21 protein-coding genes are annotated in these 16,698 nt (G+C 67.5%); 13 read left to right on the top strand and 8 right to left on the bottom strand.

All coding sequences use genetic code 11. The annotated features are described in order from the left end of the window. The first annotated feature begins 42 nt into the window (after positions 1 to 42). The gene (locus ACFWIW_RS32545) at positions 43 to 477 is read left to right on the top strand and encodes an Lrp/AsnC family transcriptional regulator (RefSeq protein WP_378371980.1); all 435 of its coding nucleotides are present in this window, start codon (positions 43 to 45) and stop codon (positions 475 to 477) included. 108 nt (positions 478 to 585) lie between these two features. Next, entirely contained in the window at positions 586 to 1,440 is an 855-nt protein-coding gene (locus ACFWIW_RS32550) for an esterase/lipase family protein (protein WP_378371981.1), read from the top strand. A 3-nt stretch (positions 1,441 to 1,443) separates the two neighbouring features. Here the strand turns inward: ACFWIW_RS32550 and ACFWIW_RS32555 are convergent, their stop codons facing one another. From ACFWIW_RS32555 to ACFWIW_RS32565, 3 genes are all read right to left on the bottom strand, one after another. Then, on the bottom strand, positions 1,444 to 2,439 hold the full coding sequence (locus ACFWIW_RS32555; RefSeq protein WP_378371982.1) for a DUF2203 family protein: 996 nt from the start codon (positions 2,437 to 2,439) through the stop codon (positions 1,444 to 1,446). A 21-nt stretch (positions 2,440 to 2,460) separates the two neighbouring features. Then, on the bottom strand, positions 2,461 to 3,054 hold the full coding sequence (locus ACFWIW_RS32560) for a hypothetical protein (protein WP_073847406.1): 594 nt from the start codon (positions 3,052 to 3,054) through the stop codon (positions 2,461 to 2,463). An 82-nt stretch (positions 3,055 to 3,136) separates the two neighbouring features. Then, complete coding sequence (locus ACFWIW_RS32565) at positions 3,137 to 3,646, bottom strand: hypothetical protein (protein WP_378371983.1); 510 nt, start codon at positions 3,644 to 3,646, stop codon at positions 3,137 to 3,139. Positions 3,647 to 3,894: 248 nt separating this feature from the next. Between ACFWIW_RS32565 and ACFWIW_RS32570 the strand changes: the two genes are divergently transcribed. After that, positions 3,895 to 5,118 carry an NADP-dependent isocitrate dehydrogenase gene (locus ACFWIW_RS32570; RefSeq protein ID WP_378371984.1) on the top strand — a complete coding sequence of 408 codons (1,224 nt, stop codon included), beginning with the start codon at positions 3,895 to 3,897 and terminating at the stop codon, positions 5,116 to 5,118. A 179-nt stretch (positions 5,119 to 5,297) separates the two neighbouring features. Then, complete coding sequence (locus ACFWIW_RS32575) at positions 5,298 to 5,603, top strand: SH3 domain-containing protein (protein ID WP_378371985.1); 306 nt, start codon at positions 5,298 to 5,300, stop codon at positions 5,601 to 5,603. A gap of 106 nt (positions 5,604 to 5,709) precedes the next feature. Here the strand turns inward: ACFWIW_RS32575 and ACFWIW_RS32580 are convergent, their stop codons facing one another. Then, entirely contained in the window at positions 5,710 to 6,453 is a 744-nt protein-coding gene (locus ACFWIW_RS32580; protein WP_378371986.1) for an MBL fold metallo-hydrolase, read from the bottom strand. A 45-nt stretch (positions 6,454 to 6,498) separates the two neighbouring features. Here ACFWIW_RS32580 and ACFWIW_RS32585 point away from each other — a divergent pair, with 45 nt between their 5' ends. From ACFWIW_RS32585 to ACFWIW_RS32600, 4 genes are all read left to right on the top strand, one after another. After that, positions 6,499 to 7,305, top strand: coding sequence for an exodeoxyribonuclease III (locus tag ACFWIW_RS32585; protein ID WP_378371987.1), 807 nt, complete (start codon positions 6,499 to 6,501; stop codon positions 7,303 to 7,305). 88 nt (positions 7,306 to 7,393) lie between these two features. Further along, positions 7,394 to 7,702, top strand: a complete 309-nt coding sequence (locus tag ACFWIW_RS32590; protein ID WP_378371988.1) for a nucleotidyltransferase family protein — start codon at positions 7,394 to 7,396, stop codon at positions 7,700 to 7,702. Beyond that, positions 7,692 to 8,030 carry a DUF86 domain-containing protein gene (locus ACFWIW_RS32595; protein WP_378371989.1) on the top strand — a complete coding sequence of 113 codons (339 nt, stop codon included), beginning with the start codon at positions 7,692 to 7,694 and terminating at the stop codon, positions 8,028 to 8,030. Before ACFWIW_RS32590 ends, ACFWIW_RS32595 begins: the two co-directional genes overlap by 11 nt. Positions 8,031 to 8,091: 61 nt before the next feature. After that, positions 8,092 to 8,955, top strand: coding sequence for a hypothetical protein (locus ACFWIW_RS32600; RefSeq protein WP_378371990.1), 864 nt, complete (start codon positions 8,092 to 8,094; stop codon positions 8,953 to 8,955). Here ACFWIW_RS32600 and ACFWIW_RS32605 read toward each other — a convergent pair. Further along, positions 8,949 to 9,449, bottom strand: coding sequence for a cupin domain-containing protein (locus ACFWIW_RS32605; RefSeq protein WP_378371991.1), 501 nt, complete (start codon positions 9,447 to 9,449; stop codon positions 8,949 to 8,951). The genes ACFWIW_RS32600 and ACFWIW_RS32605 overlap by 7 nt on opposite strands. Positions 9,450 to 9,514: 65 nt before the next feature. On the opposite strand from ACFWIW_RS32605, the gene ACFWIW_RS32610 reads away from it, so the two are divergent. Continuing rightward, positions 9,515 to 10,018 carry a MarR family winged helix-turn-helix transcriptional regulator gene (locus ACFWIW_RS32610; RefSeq protein ID WP_378371992.1) on the top strand — a complete coding sequence of 168 codons (504 nt, stop codon included), beginning with the start codon at positions 9,515 to 9,517 and terminating at the stop codon, positions 10,016 to 10,018. Positions 10,019 to 10,074: 56 nt separating this feature from the next. Here ACFWIW_RS32610 and ACFWIW_RS32615 read toward each other — a convergent pair whose 3' ends face one another. Next, positions 10,075 to 10,962, bottom strand: coding sequence for a glycoside hydrolase family 19 protein (locus ACFWIW_RS32615; protein WP_378371993.1), 888 nt, complete (start codon positions 10,960 to 10,962; stop codon positions 10,075 to 10,077). 401 nt (positions 10,963 to 11,363) lie between these two features. Between ACFWIW_RS32615 and ACFWIW_RS32620 the strand changes: the two genes are divergently transcribed. Further along, positions 11,364 to 11,684 (top strand): hypothetical protein, encoded by a 321-nt coding sequence (locus tag ACFWIW_RS32620; protein WP_378371994.1) that lies wholly within the window; start codon positions 11,364 to 11,366, stop codon positions 11,682 to 11,684. A gap of 460 nt (positions 11,685 to 12,144) precedes the next feature. On the opposite strand, the gene ACFWIW_RS32625 is transcribed toward ACFWIW_RS32620, so the two are convergent. Continuing rightward, positions 12,145 to 12,891 carry a S1 family peptidase gene (locus ACFWIW_RS32625; RefSeq protein WP_378371995.1) on the bottom strand — a complete coding sequence of 249 codons (747 nt, stop codon included), beginning with the start codon at positions 12,889 to 12,891 and terminating at the stop codon, positions 12,145 to 12,147. 163 nt (positions 12,892 to 13,054) lie between these two features. Between ACFWIW_RS32625 and trpS the strand changes: the two genes are divergently transcribed. Together trpS and ACFWIW_RS32635 are read left to right on the top strand one after the other, a co-directional pair. Then, positions 13,055 to 14,074, top strand: coding sequence for a tryptophan--tRNA ligase (trpS, locus tag ACFWIW_RS32630; RefSeq protein WP_378371996.1), 1,020 nt, complete (start codon positions 13,055 to 13,057; stop codon positions 14,072 to 14,074). Between the two features lie 35 nt (positions 14,075 to 14,109). Then, a complete protein-coding gene (locus ACFWIW_RS32635) occupies positions 14,110 to 15,138 on the top strand; it encodes a YhjD/YihY/BrkB family envelope integrity protein (RefSeq protein WP_378371997.1) in 1,029 nt (342 codons plus the stop codon). A 2-nt stretch (positions 15,139 to 15,140) separates the two neighbouring features. Here ACFWIW_RS32635 and ACFWIW_RS32640 read toward each other — a convergent pair whose 3' ends face one another. After that, the gene (locus tag ACFWIW_RS32640; protein WP_378371998.1) at positions 15,141 to 16,379 is read right to left on the bottom strand and encodes a D-alanyl-D-alanine carboxypeptidase family protein; all 1,239 of its coding nucleotides are present in this window, start codon (positions 16,377 to 16,379) and stop codon (positions 15,141 to 15,143) included. A 43-nt stretch (positions 16,380 to 16,422) separates the two neighbouring features. On the opposite strand from ACFWIW_RS32640, the gene ACFWIW_RS32645 reads away from it, so the two are divergent. Then, positions 16,423 to 16,677 (top strand): SCO4848 family membrane protein, encoded by a 255-nt coding sequence (locus ACFWIW_RS32645; RefSeq protein WP_125732324.1) that lies wholly within the window; start codon positions 16,423 to 16,425, stop codon positions 16,675 to 16,677. Positions 16,678 to 16,698: the final 21 nt, after the last annotated feature.

The raw sequence follows: 16,698 nt of genomic DNA on the forward strand, positions 1-16,698 counted from the left end.
GAATCTCGGTCAAATCGAGGTTCGACTGAAAGCTCACTGGACGTGATCGACCGGCGACTCCTCGAACTCCTTCAGGAGGAAGGCCGCATCACCCTGAGCGAACTCGGGCGACGTGTCTCGCTGAGCCCCGCCGCCGTCGGTGAACGCGTCAAACGCCTCGAAGCCGACGGCACCATCACCGGCTACGCCGCGCTCGTTTCGCCGTCCGGGATCGGCCTCGGGCTGCGGGCGTTCGTGCGGATGGCGCCGCACAGCGGGTTCACCGTCCGGCATCCGCGCACCCGGAAGATCATGGACCGCCCCGAAATCCTCGAACTGCACCATGTGGTGGGCGAGGACTGCTGGATCCTCAAGATCGCCGTGCGCGACACCGGCCACCTGGAAGAACTGCTGGAGGACTTGTCCGCGCTGGGCGCCACGACGACGTCGATCGTGATGTCCAGCCCGATCGAACGGCGAGTGCTGCTGCCCTTGTGATCCATCACAAGAAGCCGCGGGCAAGTCTGGTCGTTCTCCCGGATCCGGCCGTCGGTTTGTGACGCATGATGACTCGCATCACATACTGACGAGTAACCGGAGGTAGGGATGCGCTCGCGGATCCTCACTACGCTGATCGCGGCCTTGACGTTCACGATCGCCGCCCCGGCGGTGGCGAGCGCGGCGCCGTCGAGCGGGTGGAACGACTGGTCGTGCAAGCCGAGCGCGAGCCATCCCGAGCCGGTCGTGCTGGTGCACGGCCTCGGCGGCAACGCGACGACCAACTGGTTCCATCACGCGCCGAAGCTCAAGGACGCCGGGTACTGCGTCTATTCGCTGACCTACGGCGCCACCGTCCTGGGCGGACAGTTGTTCGGCGGGCTCGCCTCCATGCGGAAGAGCGCCGTCGAACTCGGCGCGTTCGTCGACCGGGTGCGAACGAGCACCGGCGCGGACAAGGTCGACATCGTCGGGCATTCCGAAGGGACGACGATGCCCGCGTACTACCTCAAATTCGAGGGAGGCGCGGAGAAGGTGAAGCATTTCGTCGGCTTCGGCTCGAACTTCAAGGGCACGTCGCTCAACGGCTTCTCCGGCCTGGCCAAGGCCGTGCTCTCCCTGCCCGGCATCGATCTGCTCGCCGACGGCGTCTGCGGGGCGTGCCGCGAATACCTGGCGCCGTCGGACTTCCTCGACGATCTCGCACGTAACGGCGTGACGGTGCCAGGGCCGACGTACACGAGCATCGTCAGCAAGTACGACCTCGTGGTCACGCCGTACACCAGCGGGGTGCTGGACGAGCCGGGCGCGACCGACATCGTGCTGCAGGACAAATGTGGCTCCGACGTTTCCGGGCATCTGAGCCAGGCGATCGACCCGAACGTGACGAGCCTGATCCTCAAGGCGCTCGACCCGGAGAACGCGCCCGCGCCGAAGTGCGTGCCGTTCTTCGCGCCGCTGTAGGGCTCAGGGCCTGGTCGCGTGCACCACGAACACCGACCGGACCCGATCCCCGCTCTCGACGTCGAGGCGTTTCACGGTCACCTCGGTGAAGCCGGCTTCGGAGGCCAGTTCCGCCGCGTCGTCCTCGGTTTCCGGCAGCTTCAGGTCGGCGGGGACGATCGCGGCGAACGCCTCCGACGGCCGGAACGCCGACGCCAGCGGCAGGCTGAAACCGACCCGCCCGCCCGGGCGCAGGGCACGCAGCCAGTCGCGCAGGGCGGCCGCGCCGAGGAAATGCAGCGAAGAGGCGCACAGCACGGCGTCCGCGCCCTCGTCCTCCACCGGCGCCGGGACCGCGGAGGCGACCTGCCAGGTGATGCGCTTGCCGGGATCGTGGGTCGCTGCCTTCGCCTCGGCCTGGGCGATCATGCCCGGCGAGATGTCGATCGCCAGCACTTCGCCCGGCTCCAGGCGCAGCGCGGCGAACGCGGCCACTCCGGTCCCGGTCGCGACGTCGAGTACACGTTCGGGTGCCGTGCGGCCGAGACCGTCGACGAGCGCGTCGGCCACGAGGCCGTGGAAGGTGTCTTCGTCGTAGTGGGCGGCGATGCCGTCGAACAGCCCGGCCGCGATCTCCTCGCTCACGACCGCGACCCTATCCGGGAGACGGCGGCGTCCGGCGAAACCCAGGTCGACGCGGTGATACCAGCAGAGTTCCTGGTCGCCTTCGAGCCAGCACAGCAGGACGTCGACGCCGTCGAGCTCGGCGGGGAAGTCGACCAGGAGCGGGGCGAATCCCTTCAGCTCCGCACCCGTCCGCTGGACGGTGGTCATCAGATCGTCCAACCGGGCTTGCGCGGCCTTCCACTCCGGCATTCCGCCGAGCGAGGTCTCCCTGCCGCCGGGGCGCAGGGAAGCGGCGAGCTCGGCCGCGTCGGCGCGGAGACGGACGAGCTCGTCGAGCACCGGGCGTAGCCGGGCGAGCTCGGCGCGGGCTTCGGGAACGGTGAACAGACCCATGCGCCGATGGTCCCAGCCCGCTCAGCGGCGCCTCCGGGCGAGTCTCGACGCGAGGCCGGCGCCGATCAGGAGGAAGCCGGTCGCGAGCAGGCCGCCGATGAACAGCCAGCTCGTGACGCCGTAGGTGACATCGTTCTGCGGCAGCAGTTTCACCAGCCGGAAACCCCACTCCGGGACGGCGATGGTGGCCACGCCGGGTGCGACGCCCCAGACGAGACCGCCGAGGATCGGGCCGGTCGCCGAGAGCGCGCCGAGCAGCCCGACGGCCAGCAGGAGGATCCCGCCGCCCACGAGCAGGCCGATGCTGAAGACGTCACGCTGGGTGCTGAGCGTCGCCTGGACGAGCATCTGCTGCCGCAGCCCGCCCCAAGCCAGCAGGCCGAGGGCGACCGGCGTCAGGATCAGACCGCCCGCGCCGCTGAGGACGCGACGTACGCCTCGGCCGGCGCGCGGGTCTTCGGCGCCCAGGTCGTCGTCGAAAGGCTCGTACGGTTCATACGACTCGACGTCCTCGTACGGCCTCCGGGGGTCTCGCGGGTTTTCGGGTTGCTCGTACTCGCCGTACTCCTGGTAGTCCTCGTCGTCGTACTCCGCGACGTACCGGTGCGATGACATGGGCGGGTCACCTCCCTTAACCGGACTACGGCCCTCGGCCCCCTTCGGTTCACTTCGATCTTCGCGGAGCGCGTTTAGCCCGCTAAACGCGATTTGAGCGACGCCGGGAGAGGGTGCCGACCAGACCCGCCCCGATCAACAGGAAACCGCTCCCGACCAGCGCGCCCATCACCAGCCAGGTCACCAGCCCGACGCCGAGCCCGCTGCCGCCGGCGTCGTAGATGAGGCTCATGACGTCGCGGGGGCTCAGGAGGAACGCCACCCCCGGCAGCACACCCCACAGCAGTCCGCCCACCACCGGCCCGAGCCCGGACAGTGCCCCGAGGAAGGCGACGCCGAGCAGGAGCAGCCCACCGAGGAACAACAGGACGATGCCGAGCGGATCGTCGCTGATGGACAGGGAGCGCGAGAAACCCCGCTGCAGGAGCGAGCCGCCGTAGATCGTCACGCTCAGCGCGACCGGCGTGAGCAGGACACCGCCGAGACCACTGATCACCCGGGGCACCGCCCGGCTGCTTTGCCTAGGCTGGAGGTAAGGCTCCGGTGTCGCCTGCTGCCCGTGCGGTGGCACGGCGTAGGGGTCGGTGGTCATGAGGTCCCGCCTTTCCGGTGGCCGACGTGCCGATTGTCGGGTTCGGTTCGATGATGACGCGGTCGCCGTCGTTCCCGTGACGGCCGGATGGCCGTCGTGCGACCGGGTGACGTCCGACACATCCGCCTCGTGGAGACTTGATACCGACCACTACTGGAACCATCCAGGACCGTTAAGCAGTACGCTTGTACCGCTACCGGAGAGACTGAAGAAGAACGCGAAGATCCGCGGAAGGAGCACCGCTGCTCATGGCCAAGATCAAGGTCCAGGGCACCGTCGTCGAGCTCGACGGTGATGAGATGACCCGCATCATTTGGCAGTTCATCAAGGACAGGCTGATCCACCCGTACCTGGACGTGAACCTGGAGTACTACGACCTGGGCATCGAGGAGCGGGACCGCACCGACGACCAGATCACCATCGACTCCGCCAACGCGATCAAGAAGCACGGCGTCGGCGTCAAGTGCGCCACCATCACGCCGGACGAGGCGCGCGTCGAAGAGTTCGGCCTGAAGAAGATGTGGCTCTCGCCCAACGGGACGATCCGCAACATCCTCGGCGGCGTGATCTTCCGCGAGCCGATCGTCATCCAGAACATCCCGCGCCTGGTACCGGGCTGGACCAAGCCGATCATCATCGGCCGTCACGCGCACGGTGACCAGTACAAGGCGACCAACTTCAAGGTCCCCGGTCCGGGCACGCTGACGATGACCTACACCCCGGCCGACGGTTCCGAGCCGATGGAGTTCCAGGTCGCGCAGTACCCCGAGGGCGGCGGCGTCGCCATGGGCATGTTCAACTTCCGCAAGTCCATCGAGGACTTCGCGCGTGCCTCGCTGCAGTACGGCCTCGACCGCGAGTACCCGGTCTACATGTCGACCAAGAACACCATCCTGAAGGCCTACGACGGCATGTTCAAGGACGTGTTCGAGGAGATCTACCAGGCCGAGTTCAAGGCCGACTTCGACGCAAAGGGCATCACCTACGAGCACCGCCTGATCGACGACATGGTCGCCGCGGCGATGAAGTGGGAGGGCGGCTACGTCTGGGCCTGCAAGAACTACGACGGTGACGTGCAGTCCGACACGGTCGCGCAGGGCTTCGGCTCGCTGGGCCTGATGACCTCGGTGCTGCGCACCCCGGACGGCAAGACCGTCGAGGCCGAGGCCGCGCACGGCACGGTGACCCGGCACTACCGCCAGCACCAGCAGGGCAAGCCGACCTCGACCAACCCGATCGCGTCCATCTTCGCGTGGACCCGTGGTCTCGAGCACCGCGGCAAGCTGGACTCGAACCCGGAGCTGATCGGCTTCGCGAACAAGCTGGAGCAGGTCGTCGTCGAGACCGTCGAGAGCGGCAAGATGACCAAGGACCTCGCGCTGCTGATCAGCAAGGACCAGGCGTTCCAGACCACCGAGGAGTTCCTCGCGACGCTGGACGCCAACCTGGCCAAGAAGATCGCCCAGGGCTGAGCCGCGTAAGCGCCTGAAGGCCCCCTTCCCTCGCGGAAGGGGGCCTTTTCGCGCTGTGACGGTGGGTAGCGGGATTGGCGCCTCCGGGTGGTAGGCAATCCGGGATCTGGGCGCCCGCCCCGGCTTCTGCCACTCTGGACCGGACGGAAAACGATTCCCTTGTTCGAGGAGTGACCATCATGGCCATCTCGAAACCGGTCTTGTTCATCGGCGGCGGACTGGCGTTGATCGTCGTCGTCGCCATCTCGGGACAGGACAGGGAGTCGAGCGCGTCGAGCCCGACCGGTTGCCAGGTCGTGGTGACGGCGGACGTGCTCAACGCGCGCGACGCCCCCGGTGGGCAGAAGATCGTCGGCAAGTACGTCAAGGACGCGAAGATCGACGCGCAGCCGGTGGTCGAGAACGGCTTCCGCAAGATCGCCGAGGGCAAATGGGTTTCGGCCGAGTTCGCGCGCCCGGTCGAAGGCGCGAAATGTGGCCCGTGACCTGCGTTTTCGCGTTTAGCCCGCTAAACGCGAGTGGGCGTTGACCTGCGGGATCGCGTTTAGCCCGCTAAAGGCGAGTGGGGTGCGCTGGCCTGCGGGATCGCGTTTAGCCCGCTAAACGCAGGTGGGCACCTTCCGCGGCCGCCAGCACCTCGCCGCTGAACTCCTTCCGCGCTTCGGCCACCGAGATCTCGCGGTCGGAGCCGGGCCAGAAGTGGGTGAGCAACAGCCGCCGGGCACCCCCACGCTCGGCCCAGTACCCGGCCTCGCCCGCCGTCGACACCAGACGCGGCGTCTCGTCGGGGGACGATCCCTGGAGGGTGGCGTCGGCGATGAGCAGGTCGGCGTCGTGCGCCAGCTCCGCGAGCATCGGGCTGGGCCCACTGTCACCGGTGTAGGCGACGGTCAGCCCCGGCGCGGTCAGCCGCACCCCGTGGTTCGGCACGTGGTGCGGGAGCAGGAACGTCGTCATCCGGAACGGCCCGACCTCGCGCGGCGGGCCGAGTTCGTGAATGTCGAAGATCGTCGTCGGATGCGGTCGCGGTTCCATCGCTTCGAGCCGTCGCACCGTGCCCGGCGTGCAGTGCAGCGGGATCCTCGGCTCGTCCGGCAGCCCGTACGCGCGGGCCCGGCCGAGCGCGCTCACGTCGGCGCAGTGATCGGGATGCTCGTGCGTCACCACCACCGCGTCGACCCGGCCTTCGGGGCAGTACTCGAACAGCCGTGACGCGGCGCCGTAGCCGAGGTCGAGCACCACCTTGAAACCCTCGTGGACCAGGAGGAAGCCGGCGCAGGCCCGGCCGGGTTCCGGCCAGGCGCCGCAGCTGCCCAGCACGGTCAGCTCGCTCATGCGCGCAGTCTCCCAGTGCCGTTTCTGTCGGACCCTCCGGGTAGCGTGCGAAGGGTGCTGACCGTCTCCACTGTGAATGTCAACGGCCTCCGTGCCGCCGCGAAAAAGGGCTTCGTCGAGTGGCTGGGCTCGACGAAGGCGGACGTCGTCGCCTGCCAGGAGGTGCGGGCCGAGCTCAAGGAGCTCCCGGCCGGTGCCGCCGCGCCCGAAGGCTGGCACGTGGTGCACGCGCCATCGGTGCAGAAGGGGCGCAACGGCGTCATGCTCTTCAGCCGGGCGGAGCCGGAAGAGGTCCGCATCGGTTTCGGCGAGCCCGAATTCGAGGACAGCGGCCGCTACGCCGAGATCCACCTGCCGAACGTCGTGGTCGCGAGCCTGTACCTGCCCAGCGGCGACGTCGGGACACCGCGCCAGGACGAGAAGGAGCGCTTCATGGCGGCGTTCCTGCCGTATCTCGTCGATCTGCGCGCCAAGGCCGAGGCCGGCGGCCGGGAGGTCGTCGTCGTGGGCGACTGGAACATCGCGTACGACAAGATCGACCTGAAGAACTGGCGCGGGAACCAGAAGAGTTCGGGCTTCCTGCCGGAGGAGCGGGAGTGGCTCGGTCGCGTGTTCAGCGAGGCCGGCTACGTCGACGTGCAGCGCAAGCTCGATCCCGAAGGCCCCGGCCCGTACACGTGGTGGTCGTACCGCGGGAAGGCGTTCGACAACGACACGGGCTGGCGTATCGACTGCCAGATCGCCACCCCCGGCTTGGCCGAGCGGTGCACCTCCGTCGTGGTCGAGCGCGCCGAGTCCTACGACCAGCGCTGGTCCGACCACGCGCCGGTGACGGCGACGTACGGGAACTGAGCGCTCGGCCGGTGACCGTGGAAGTCATGGCCTTCACCGTGACCTTCGGGATCCGGTCAGGCACAATCATGCTCAGGAGGTGGCGATCATGCACGAGTCGATCGAACTCAAGAAACGTGAGATCGAGGAGCTTTGCCGGGCAAACTCAGTGCGCCGCCTCGATCTGTTCGGCTCGGCTGTGAGTGACAGGTTCGACCTGCGGTCCAGCGATGTCGACGTGCTCGTCGAGTTCGACGCGGGGCCCGGGTTCGACTACTTCGGGAACTACTTCGACCTGAAGGAAGGCCTCGAGCGAGTGCTGGGTCGCCCGGTCGACCTCGTCAGCGTGACCAGCATTCGCAACCCGTTCTTCAAGCGGCAGGTGCTGGAGACTCGGGAGCTTCTCTATGCAGCGTGATGCTCGCGCTTACCTTTGGGATGCCTCAAAGGCGGCGGAACTGCTAAGCAAGTTCAGTGAGGGCGAGGACTTCGACGGTTACCGGTCGAACGCCATGCTGCGCTCGGCGGTCGAGCGTCAGTTCGAAATCATCGGTGAGGCGCTGAATCAGCTGTCCAAAGTGGATAGCGGCCTTGCGGCGCAGGTGCCGGATCTCGGGCGAATCGTCGCTTTTCGCAACATCCTCATCCACGGTTACGCGACGGTTGACGATGCCTTGGTGTGGCAAGTGCTCACTGAGAGGCTTCCCGGATTGATCGACGTTCTGCGGCGGCTGCAGGATGCCTAGATCCGGCCACGCACCGATGACGTACTCCGGATAATCTGCGCGCACGAGATCCGGGGGTGCGATGGAGACGAACGAAGCCAGGCGTATCGAGGCGACGAACGCCGAGCGCTACGCGATGTCCGGCCAGTACGGGTGGGAGTTCAGCCCGGACGCGCCGAACCTGCTGGAGCGCTGGACGGTCCTGCCGTTCAACCAGCGCGGCGACAAGCGGATGGCGTTCGGCGCGCTGAGCGGCGCGTACAACGGGCTTCGCTTCACCGTCTTCGACTACCACCGCCGCCCCACGGTCACGAGCGTGCACACGCGGTGGACCAACAAGAAGGTCAACGAGCTCGACACGATCTCGATCGACACGGTCTGGGTCGTCACCCTGCCCGCGCCGATGCCGAACTTCCAGATCGTGTCGAGTATCGAGTCCGCCTGGGAGGTCGATCAGTACCCGGAGCCCGCCACCGCGGACCGGAAGTTCAACCGCTGGTACAAGCTGATCGACACGGACCCGAACGTCGCGGTCGGAGTGCTGACGCCGCAGGTCGCCGCCACGATGCGGTCGTCGAAGCTGCACACGTGGTCGCTGGTGGGCGCGGAACTGGTGTACGTCGAGAATCCGACCTTCGGCCGGACCAAACCGGACGAGGTGCTCTCCACGCTCGGCAGGCTCGCGCAACTGGTGTCGCTCCTGCCGTTCCACCTCGGCGGCGGGCAACCCGCCGCGCCACCGCCGCAGCCCCCGTACCCGCAGCAACCCCAGTACCCGCAACAGCACCAATATTCGCAACAGCACCAATATTCGCAACAGCACCAATATTCGCAACAGCCGTACCCGCCGCAGTATCCGCAGCCGCAGTACGGCGGGCAGCCGTATCCGCCGCAGCAATACCCACCGCAGTATCCGCCGCCGGGCTACCCGCCGCGCGGTTACTGACGGGACTTCGCGTTCTCCGTCCACACTGGACTTTCGACGAAGTGGTTGTCGAACTTTTCCTGGTTGTCCAAGAGATCCTGGACGGTCGCCTCGCCGTGCCCGACCTTCTCCAACAGCCGGAAGTAGTCGAACCGTTCCACACCAGGGATGAACACGACCAGAACGTCCGCCGGCGAGTCTGCGGCCGCCCGGAAGGCGTGGGTGGTCAGCGGCGGCACGACGAGCATGTCCCCTTCGGAAACGGTCACGATCTCTTCCCCCACAAGGACTTCCAGCTTTCCGCCGAGCATGAAGAACATCTCGGACGAGCCGGTGTGGTAGTGCGGCGCCGCGCCGTCGGCGCCGATGCCCAGCCGTGTTCTCGCGCTGCTCATGACTCCGCCTGTGGTCGAGACGTCGGCGAGCAGTGTGACGAGGGTGGGGGCCGCGCCGACGGTCTCGGCTTCGGCGGCACGGACGAGGACGGGTTCACGGGTTTCGATGCGCTGTGTCATGACCGCGATAGTTCCACCGCTGATAGTTCGCTGTCAAACTATCTCCCGTCGAATAGACTGCGTTCGTGAGTGAACAACGAAGCGCCGACGCGATCGACGCCGTCGTCGACGCCTGGCACCGCGAGCGGCCGGAACTGGACCTGACCGCGATCGGGGTCGCGGGACGCCTCGGCCGCGTGACGATGCTGACCACGCCGATGGTCGAGGCCGTCTTCGCGAAACACGGCTTGAAACAAGGGGAGTTCGACGTGCTCGCGGCGCTCAGGCGGTCCGGGAAGCCGTACACGCTGATCCCGTCCGAACTGTCCGCGACCCTGATGATGTCCAGGGCCGGGATGACCAGCCGGATCGACCGGCTCGAATCGGCGGGGCTGGTCGAGCGGGCACTCGATCCCGGAGACCGGCGCAGCTTCCGGGTCACGCTGACCGAACGCGGTTTCGAGGTCGTCGACGCCGCGATGACGGAGCACACGGCGAACGTCGCGAAGCTGCTCTCGCCGCTGGGCAAGGACCTCGGTGTCCTCGACGCTTCACTGCGTCGGCTACTGGCGTCCCTCGACGAAAACTGAAGGGGCCCTTCGCCGCGTCACATGCGGCGAAGGGCCCCTTCAGTTCCCTGGATGGATCAGCAGTACAGGTTGCCGCCGGGGGCGACGCCGAGGATCCCCGTGAACTGCTGGTACTTGTTCACGCGGCTCTGCACCTGGGCGGGGTTGCCGCCGTTGCACTCGATGCTGCCGTTGATGCTGCGGATCGTTTCGCCGAAGCCGCGGCTGTTGACCATCGCGTTGTGCGGGGTCATCGTGCCGGGACCGTTCTGGGTCATCCAGTACCAGATGCCGGTCTTCCAGGCGACCGCCGCGTCGTTCTGCACCAGCCACGGGTTGGTCAGCAGTGGCAGGCCCAGCGCGTCGCCTGCGGCCTTGTAGTTGAAGTTCCAGCTGAGCTGGATCGGGCCGCGGCCGTAGTACGCGGCGTTGCCGGCGGGGCAGCCGTAGGACTGGCTCGTGTCGCAGTAGTGCGGGTAGTTCGCCTCGTTCTGCTCGACGATGTGGACCAGGCCGCCGGTCTCGTGGCTGACGTTCGCCAGGAAGGCGGCCGCTTCCTGCTTCTTCACGGTGTCGCTGCCTGTGCCCGCGAAGGCCGGGTACGCGCTGAGGGCGGTGACCAGGCCGTTGTAGGTGTAGAAGGGGTTCCGGCTCGGGAACATCTGGTTGAACTGTGCCTCGCTGACCACGAAGCCGGACGGGTTCGGCGGGTTGGTCGTCCCGCCGCCGCAGGCGCCCTGATCGGCCCAGACCTGCGCCGAACCGGGGGTTTCGTTCTGCGTCCACCACTTCGCGGACCAGTTGTGCCCGTTGTAGGAGGCGGTGTTGCCGCCCCAGTAGACCGAACTCGCGTTCCACGGCGCCACGCAGTCCGCGGCGGAGGCGGACTGGGCCGGGACGGCGACGGCGACCGTGGTGGCGGCGAAGGTGGCGGCGACCGCCGCGAGGATACGTCGAAGAGACATCGGTGGCTCCTTCGTACGAGGGGACCATGCAGGGAGATATTGGTCTATACCTTTTAAGGGGTATGGCCAACAGGTATAGACCATTGCGCACAAGAAACCAACCGGGGAAAGCCGGATCTTGCCTGTTCGGCCGCGTGTGACAACCGAATGGCCTAACCGTTGTCCGGTTTTGTCGGAAACCGATTCCCTGCACGACAACTCTGAGGCGAGGGGTGCTCGAAACATCCCCCCTGTGAGGGGCTAGTCTCGGGCCCCGAGTTGATCAGAACCCACAGGTCTTGACACGCTCGGTAGTTTTTTGACCAGCAACCTGGAAATGCTCACTCGTTCGGGTTAGCGTTCCGGTTCGGCAAAGTCACGTCACGGGAGGCACTCCGGTGCGGAACCCAGTTCATCTCCTGATGCGATCGTCCGTGCCCGCGGCCAGGGCCGCGGCGGTCATCGCGATCCCGGTCGCGCTGCTCGTCGCCGGCGCCGTGCCGGCGTCGGCCGCGGAGTCGGCGTCACGTTCGGAGATGGCGTTCGGCCTGCTGGGCCCGGTCGGCCTGATCGCCGTCGCGCTCGGCATCGTCGGCATGGCCTTCGGTGTGTTCCGTCAGCGCCGGAAGGCCCGCGCGGCCGCCGTCGCCCCCGCTCCCGCCGAGCCCGCCGCCCCGCACGTCGCCGCGATGGCCGAGGCCGTGCTCGCGGACGACGCCCTCACCCGCCAGCAGCACCCCTGACCTGCGCTTCCCCGGTTCAGATCGCGTTTAGCCCGCTAAAGGCGACGCGCTCGGCGGATCGCGTTTAGACCGCTAAACGCAGGTCGGCGGATTTCTTGGGTAGGTACACCTAGTCCGGCCCGGATTGTTTAGCCGCGCCCTGATCGCCACGCTCGGGTCCATGACGGTGACGCGGCGTCGCAGCCGGCCCGGTGACCCCTTCCCCCGCGCCCTGGACCGGGCGATCACGGAAAGCGGCCTCGGCCTCGACCGGATCCGGCACCGGCTCGCCCAGCAGGGCGTCCGGATCAGTGTCGCGACCTTGAGCTACTGGCGGACAGGAAGAAGCCGCCCCGAGCGGTGCGACTCCCTGAAGGCGGTCGCGCTGCTGGAGCGGCTCTTCGAACTACCGCACGGTTCCTTGCTGAACCGGCTCGGCCCGCGTCGCCCCCGGGGACGGTGGGGCGACGCGGGGACCGGATCAGACTCCGGAGTTGGTGCGGATCCAGCTGCGGAAGTAGGGGACGTCCACGTAGATCGACGGCCCGGTCGCGCAGGTGCTGCTGTTGTTCCCGGCGCGGCTGGTGGCGCCGACCAGCTGCCAGACACCGTTGACCTGCTTGACCTGCGGGCCGCCCGAGTCGCCGTAGCAGGCACCCGAGTTGCCGTTGGGGTTGTTGGTGCAGATCTCGCTGGCGGCCCTGATGCCGCTGCACCGGGTGTCGGCGACGATCGAGGTGTTCAGCTCCTGGAGGTTGATCGGGGCGCCACAACCACCGCGGATGGGGCAGGTCTGGCCCCAGCCGATGATCCGCGTCGCGGTGCCAACGGCCCCGGACGTGTCGGCGATCGTGACCGGCGCCTGCGACACCGCCGTCGAGAGACGCAGCAGCGCCAGGTCGGCGGTCGGGTGGGCGATGCGCTGGGCCACGCGGGCGACGCTGCCGCCGCTGGTGCGGTTCGTGGTGCCGACGCGCACCTGGTACGGCGTGCCACAGTGCGCCGCGGTGACCACCCAGGTCGAGCTGATCAGTGAGCCACCACACTGGTGGCCACCGGAGCTCGACTGCTGGGACACCATGAACGAGTAGACCTGGGTCGCGTTGCCGCCGCCGACGATGTTCGGCTGGACGCCTCCGGTGGGCTCGGCGGCCGCCGCGACGCCGGAGAGCGAGAAGACGGCCGCAGCCGCCATGGCCAAGCCCATCAGCAGGGATCGTGCCTTCATCTGGGTTCTCCTTCGGTGTGGCCGGAAGATCCGGTGCCATGAACGCTAGGAATCGGGCACCGTGGCCAGAACCGTCGGAAGTATGTGGCGGTTAACCGTTTAGTCCGTTCGGCCGGGCCGACCTCGGATGACCCGCCGCGGCGTGGCCTGACAGAATCCGGGCGTGTCCGACGAACAGAAGCGCCCGCGCGTGCTCTCCGGGATCCAGCCGACCGCCGACTCGTTCCACCTGGGCAACTACCTGGGTGCGCTGCGGCAATGGGTGCGGCTGCAGGACACCCACGACACCTTCTACATGGTCGTCGACCTGCACGCGATCACCGTCGAGCAGGACCCGAAGGTGCTGCGCGATCGCACGCGCCGCTCGGCCGCGCAGTTGCTCGCGCTCGGCGTCGACCCGGCCCGCAGCGCGCTGTTCGTCCAGAGTCACGTGCCCGAGCACGCCCAGCTGGGCTGGGTGCTGGAGTGCCAGACCGGGTTCGGTGAAGCGGGCCGGATGACGCAGTTCAAGGACAAGGCCGCGAAGCAGGGCACGGATCGCGCCAGTGTCGGCCTGTTCACGTACCCGGTTCTGCAGGCCGCGGACATCCTGCTGTACCAGGCGAACGAGGTCCCCGTCGGCGAGGACCAGCGGCAGCACCTGGAGCTGACGCGCAACCTCGCGCAGCGGTTCAACAACCGCTACGGCAAGACGTTCACCGTGCCGGAGCCGCATATCGTCAAGGACACGGCGAAGATCTACGACCTGCAGGACCCGACCGCGAAGATGAGCAAGTCCTCGTCGACCGGCAACGGCCTCATCGAGCTGCTCGAAGACCCGAAGAAGTCGGCGAAGAAGGTTCGCTCGGCGGTCACCGACACCGGCCGCGAGATCGTCTTCGACGCCGAGAACAAGCCTGGCGTCTCGAACCTGCTGACGATCCTGTCCGCCCTGACCGACCAGCCGGTCGCCGAACTCGAGAACTCCTACGAGGGCAAGGGCTACGGCGACCTGAAGAAGGGTGTCGGGGAGGCGTTCGTCGAGTGGGTCACGCCGGTGCAGGAGCGCGTCCGCTCGTACCTGGACGACGTCGCCGAGCTCGACAAGGCGTTGGCACTCGGTGCGGAACGGGCCCGAGAGGTCGCTTCGGTGACTTTGCGGAACGTCTACGAGAACATCGGGTTCCTTCCCCCGGCAGGCTGATTCGCGCTGCGCGGTCGCGGCCGCGTGGTTAGCGTTTGAAGGTGGCGAAAGATGACGGCGCGAAGCCGGAAGAGGACAAGCTGTTACCGCGTCTGAGGCGGAAGTACGGCTGGCTCGATCACCTCATCCGGGCGAACGACGCCTTCACCGAGCGCTACGGCAACCACTACGCCGCGGCCATCACCTACTTCAGTGTGCTTTCGGTGATCCCGATCTTGATGGTCGCCTTCGCGATCATCGGGATCGTGCTCAGGGGCGACACCTCGGTGACGAACCAACTCGTCGACGGCATCACGAAGTCCGTACCGGACGGGCTGCGGGGTCTCGTCGGCGAGATCGTCGGTGCGGCGTTGAAATCCGGCGGCGGTATCGGGGTGTTCGGTCTGCTGCTCGCCCTGTACTCGGGCGTCGGCTGGATGTCGAACCTGCGTGACGCGCTGACCGCCCAGTGGGGGCAGGAAAAGCAGAAGCTTCCGCTGGTTTCGACCACCATCAAGGACCTGCTGTCCCTTGTCGGGCTCGGTCTCGCGCTGGTGGTCTCGTTCGGTCTCACCGCGGCGGGCAGCGGTGTCGGGCGGTTCCTGCTCGAACTGGTCGGCCTCGAGAACCAGGGCTGGGCCGTGTTCCTGTTGAAGGTCGCGACGATCCTGCTCGGCCTCCTCGCGAACACCCTCGTGTTCCTGTGGGTCATCGCGAGGCTGCCTCGTGAACATGTCGCCCTGCGCAGCGCGGTCAAGGGCGCGATCTTCGCCGCCGTCGGGTTCATCGTGCTGCAGCAGGCCGCGACCATTTACCTCGGCAGCGTCACGAAATCACCGGCGTTCACCTTGTTCGGGCCGGTGATCGGTCTGCTCGTGTTCGCGAACCTCGTTTCGCGGTTCCTGCTGTTCGTCACCGCCTGGACGGCGACGGCGAAGGAGAACCAGCAGACGGTCGTCGAGCCGCCCGCCCCGGTGCTGATCCACCCGAGGGTGACCGTTCAGCAGGGACCGGGACTCGGCGCCGTCGGCGGGGCTTTCGCGACCGGCGCGCTGCTGGGCTGGTTCGGCCGCCGCAAGTCCTGACGTTATTCGCCGGCCATGGCCTTCTTGCGCTGGTGGCCGATGACGAACGACGCCACGATGATCAGGAACACGACGAGCGTGATGATCCAGCCCGTCACCCCGAACGGGTCTTCGGCCGCGGCCGCGGCGCCGCTGTTCGACGCTCCGTCGGCGTTCGGCGCGGCGTTGGCCGGGTCCGCGTTCACGGTTTCCGGCGACCGGTATTCGATGCGTCCCACCGATTCGGCCTTGGCCTCGCGCAGCGCGATGCCGTAGTCGAGTAGCTTCGCCGCCTGCTCGACGACCCGCGTCGGACGCTGTTCGGCGCGAAGCATCACGATGCCGACCCGGTGACCGTTCTGGAGCGCGCTGCCCGCGTAGGTGTGGCGCGCGTCGTCGGTGAAACCGGTCTTCCCGCCGGTGAATCCGGGGTAGCTGCCGAGGAGTTTGTTGTCGTTGTAGATCGTGATGACCGGTTTCCCCGCGGTGGGCGGGATTTCGAAGCTCTTGGTCTTGACCACCTTGGCGAATTCGGGCTTCTTCATCGCGTAGTGGAAGATCAGGCTCATGTCGTAGGCCGAGGTCGACATGCCGGGGCCGTCGAGCCCGGACGGGGTCGCGGCCCGGGTGTCCGTGGCGCCGATGCGGGTGGCCAGCGTGTTCATCTTCGCGAGCGTCGCGTCCACCCCGCCGAGCACGGTGGAGAGCGCGTGCGCCGCGTCGTTGCCCGAATGCATCAGCAGGCCGTGCAGCAGCTGGTCCACCGTGTACTGCCCGCCCGCGGCGATGCCCATGCAGGTGCACTCCTGCTCGGCGTCCTCCTTGGTCGGGACGACGACCTTGTTCGGCGGGAGTTCGGTGACCACGACCAGCCCGAGCAGGACCTTGATCAGCGACGCCGGGCGCTGACGGGCGTGCGGGTCCTTCGCCGCGATGATGTCGCCGTTGTCGAGGTCCTGCAGCACCCAGGCCGCGGCCGTGCTCCCCTCGGGCGGGTTCAGCGCGCGCTTCGGGAGCACGAGCCCGCATTCGGCCATCCGGTCGCCGCCCACCGGAACCGGCGGGACCGGCAGCGGCGCGGGAGCGGCCTCGCCGGGGCGCGGCTTCTCGGAGGTGTCGATGGGCGGGGGAGGCGTCACCTTGTTCGCGCACGGCTGCGCCTGGGCTGGTGGCTTCGGGGCGGCTGTGGCCACCGGCGTCACCGCGAGGGCGAGCACACCGGAAACGAGGACCAGGAGCGACCGGGAGATAGCGCTGTGCACCCGAGCAATGTAGCGTCGCCGGGCCCGCTGCATACTCAGGGGCATGCGCATTTCGCGAGGTACTTCGATGTTCCTGCTGGGTTTCGGCGTGTGGTCGTGGATCATCTGGATCACGTTCGCCAAGAACCTCTGGGACAGTGACCGCGCCTGGGCCGCGGACGGCTCGCCCACCGCCTACTTCATCGTGCACGCGGTGCTGACGGTGGTCTCGTTCGTGCTCGGCACCATCATCGGCGTCATCGGTCTGCGCACGCTTCGTGGCGCCAAGTCACGGGACGCGGAAAAGGCTGACGCCTGATCGGGTTTTGTCGTCCTTTTG

The organism is Amycolatopsis sp. NPDC058340, from assembly GCF_042723975.1.
Lineage (GTDB): Bacteria > Actinomycetota > Actinomycetes > Mycobacteriales > Pseudonocardiaceae > Amycolatopsis.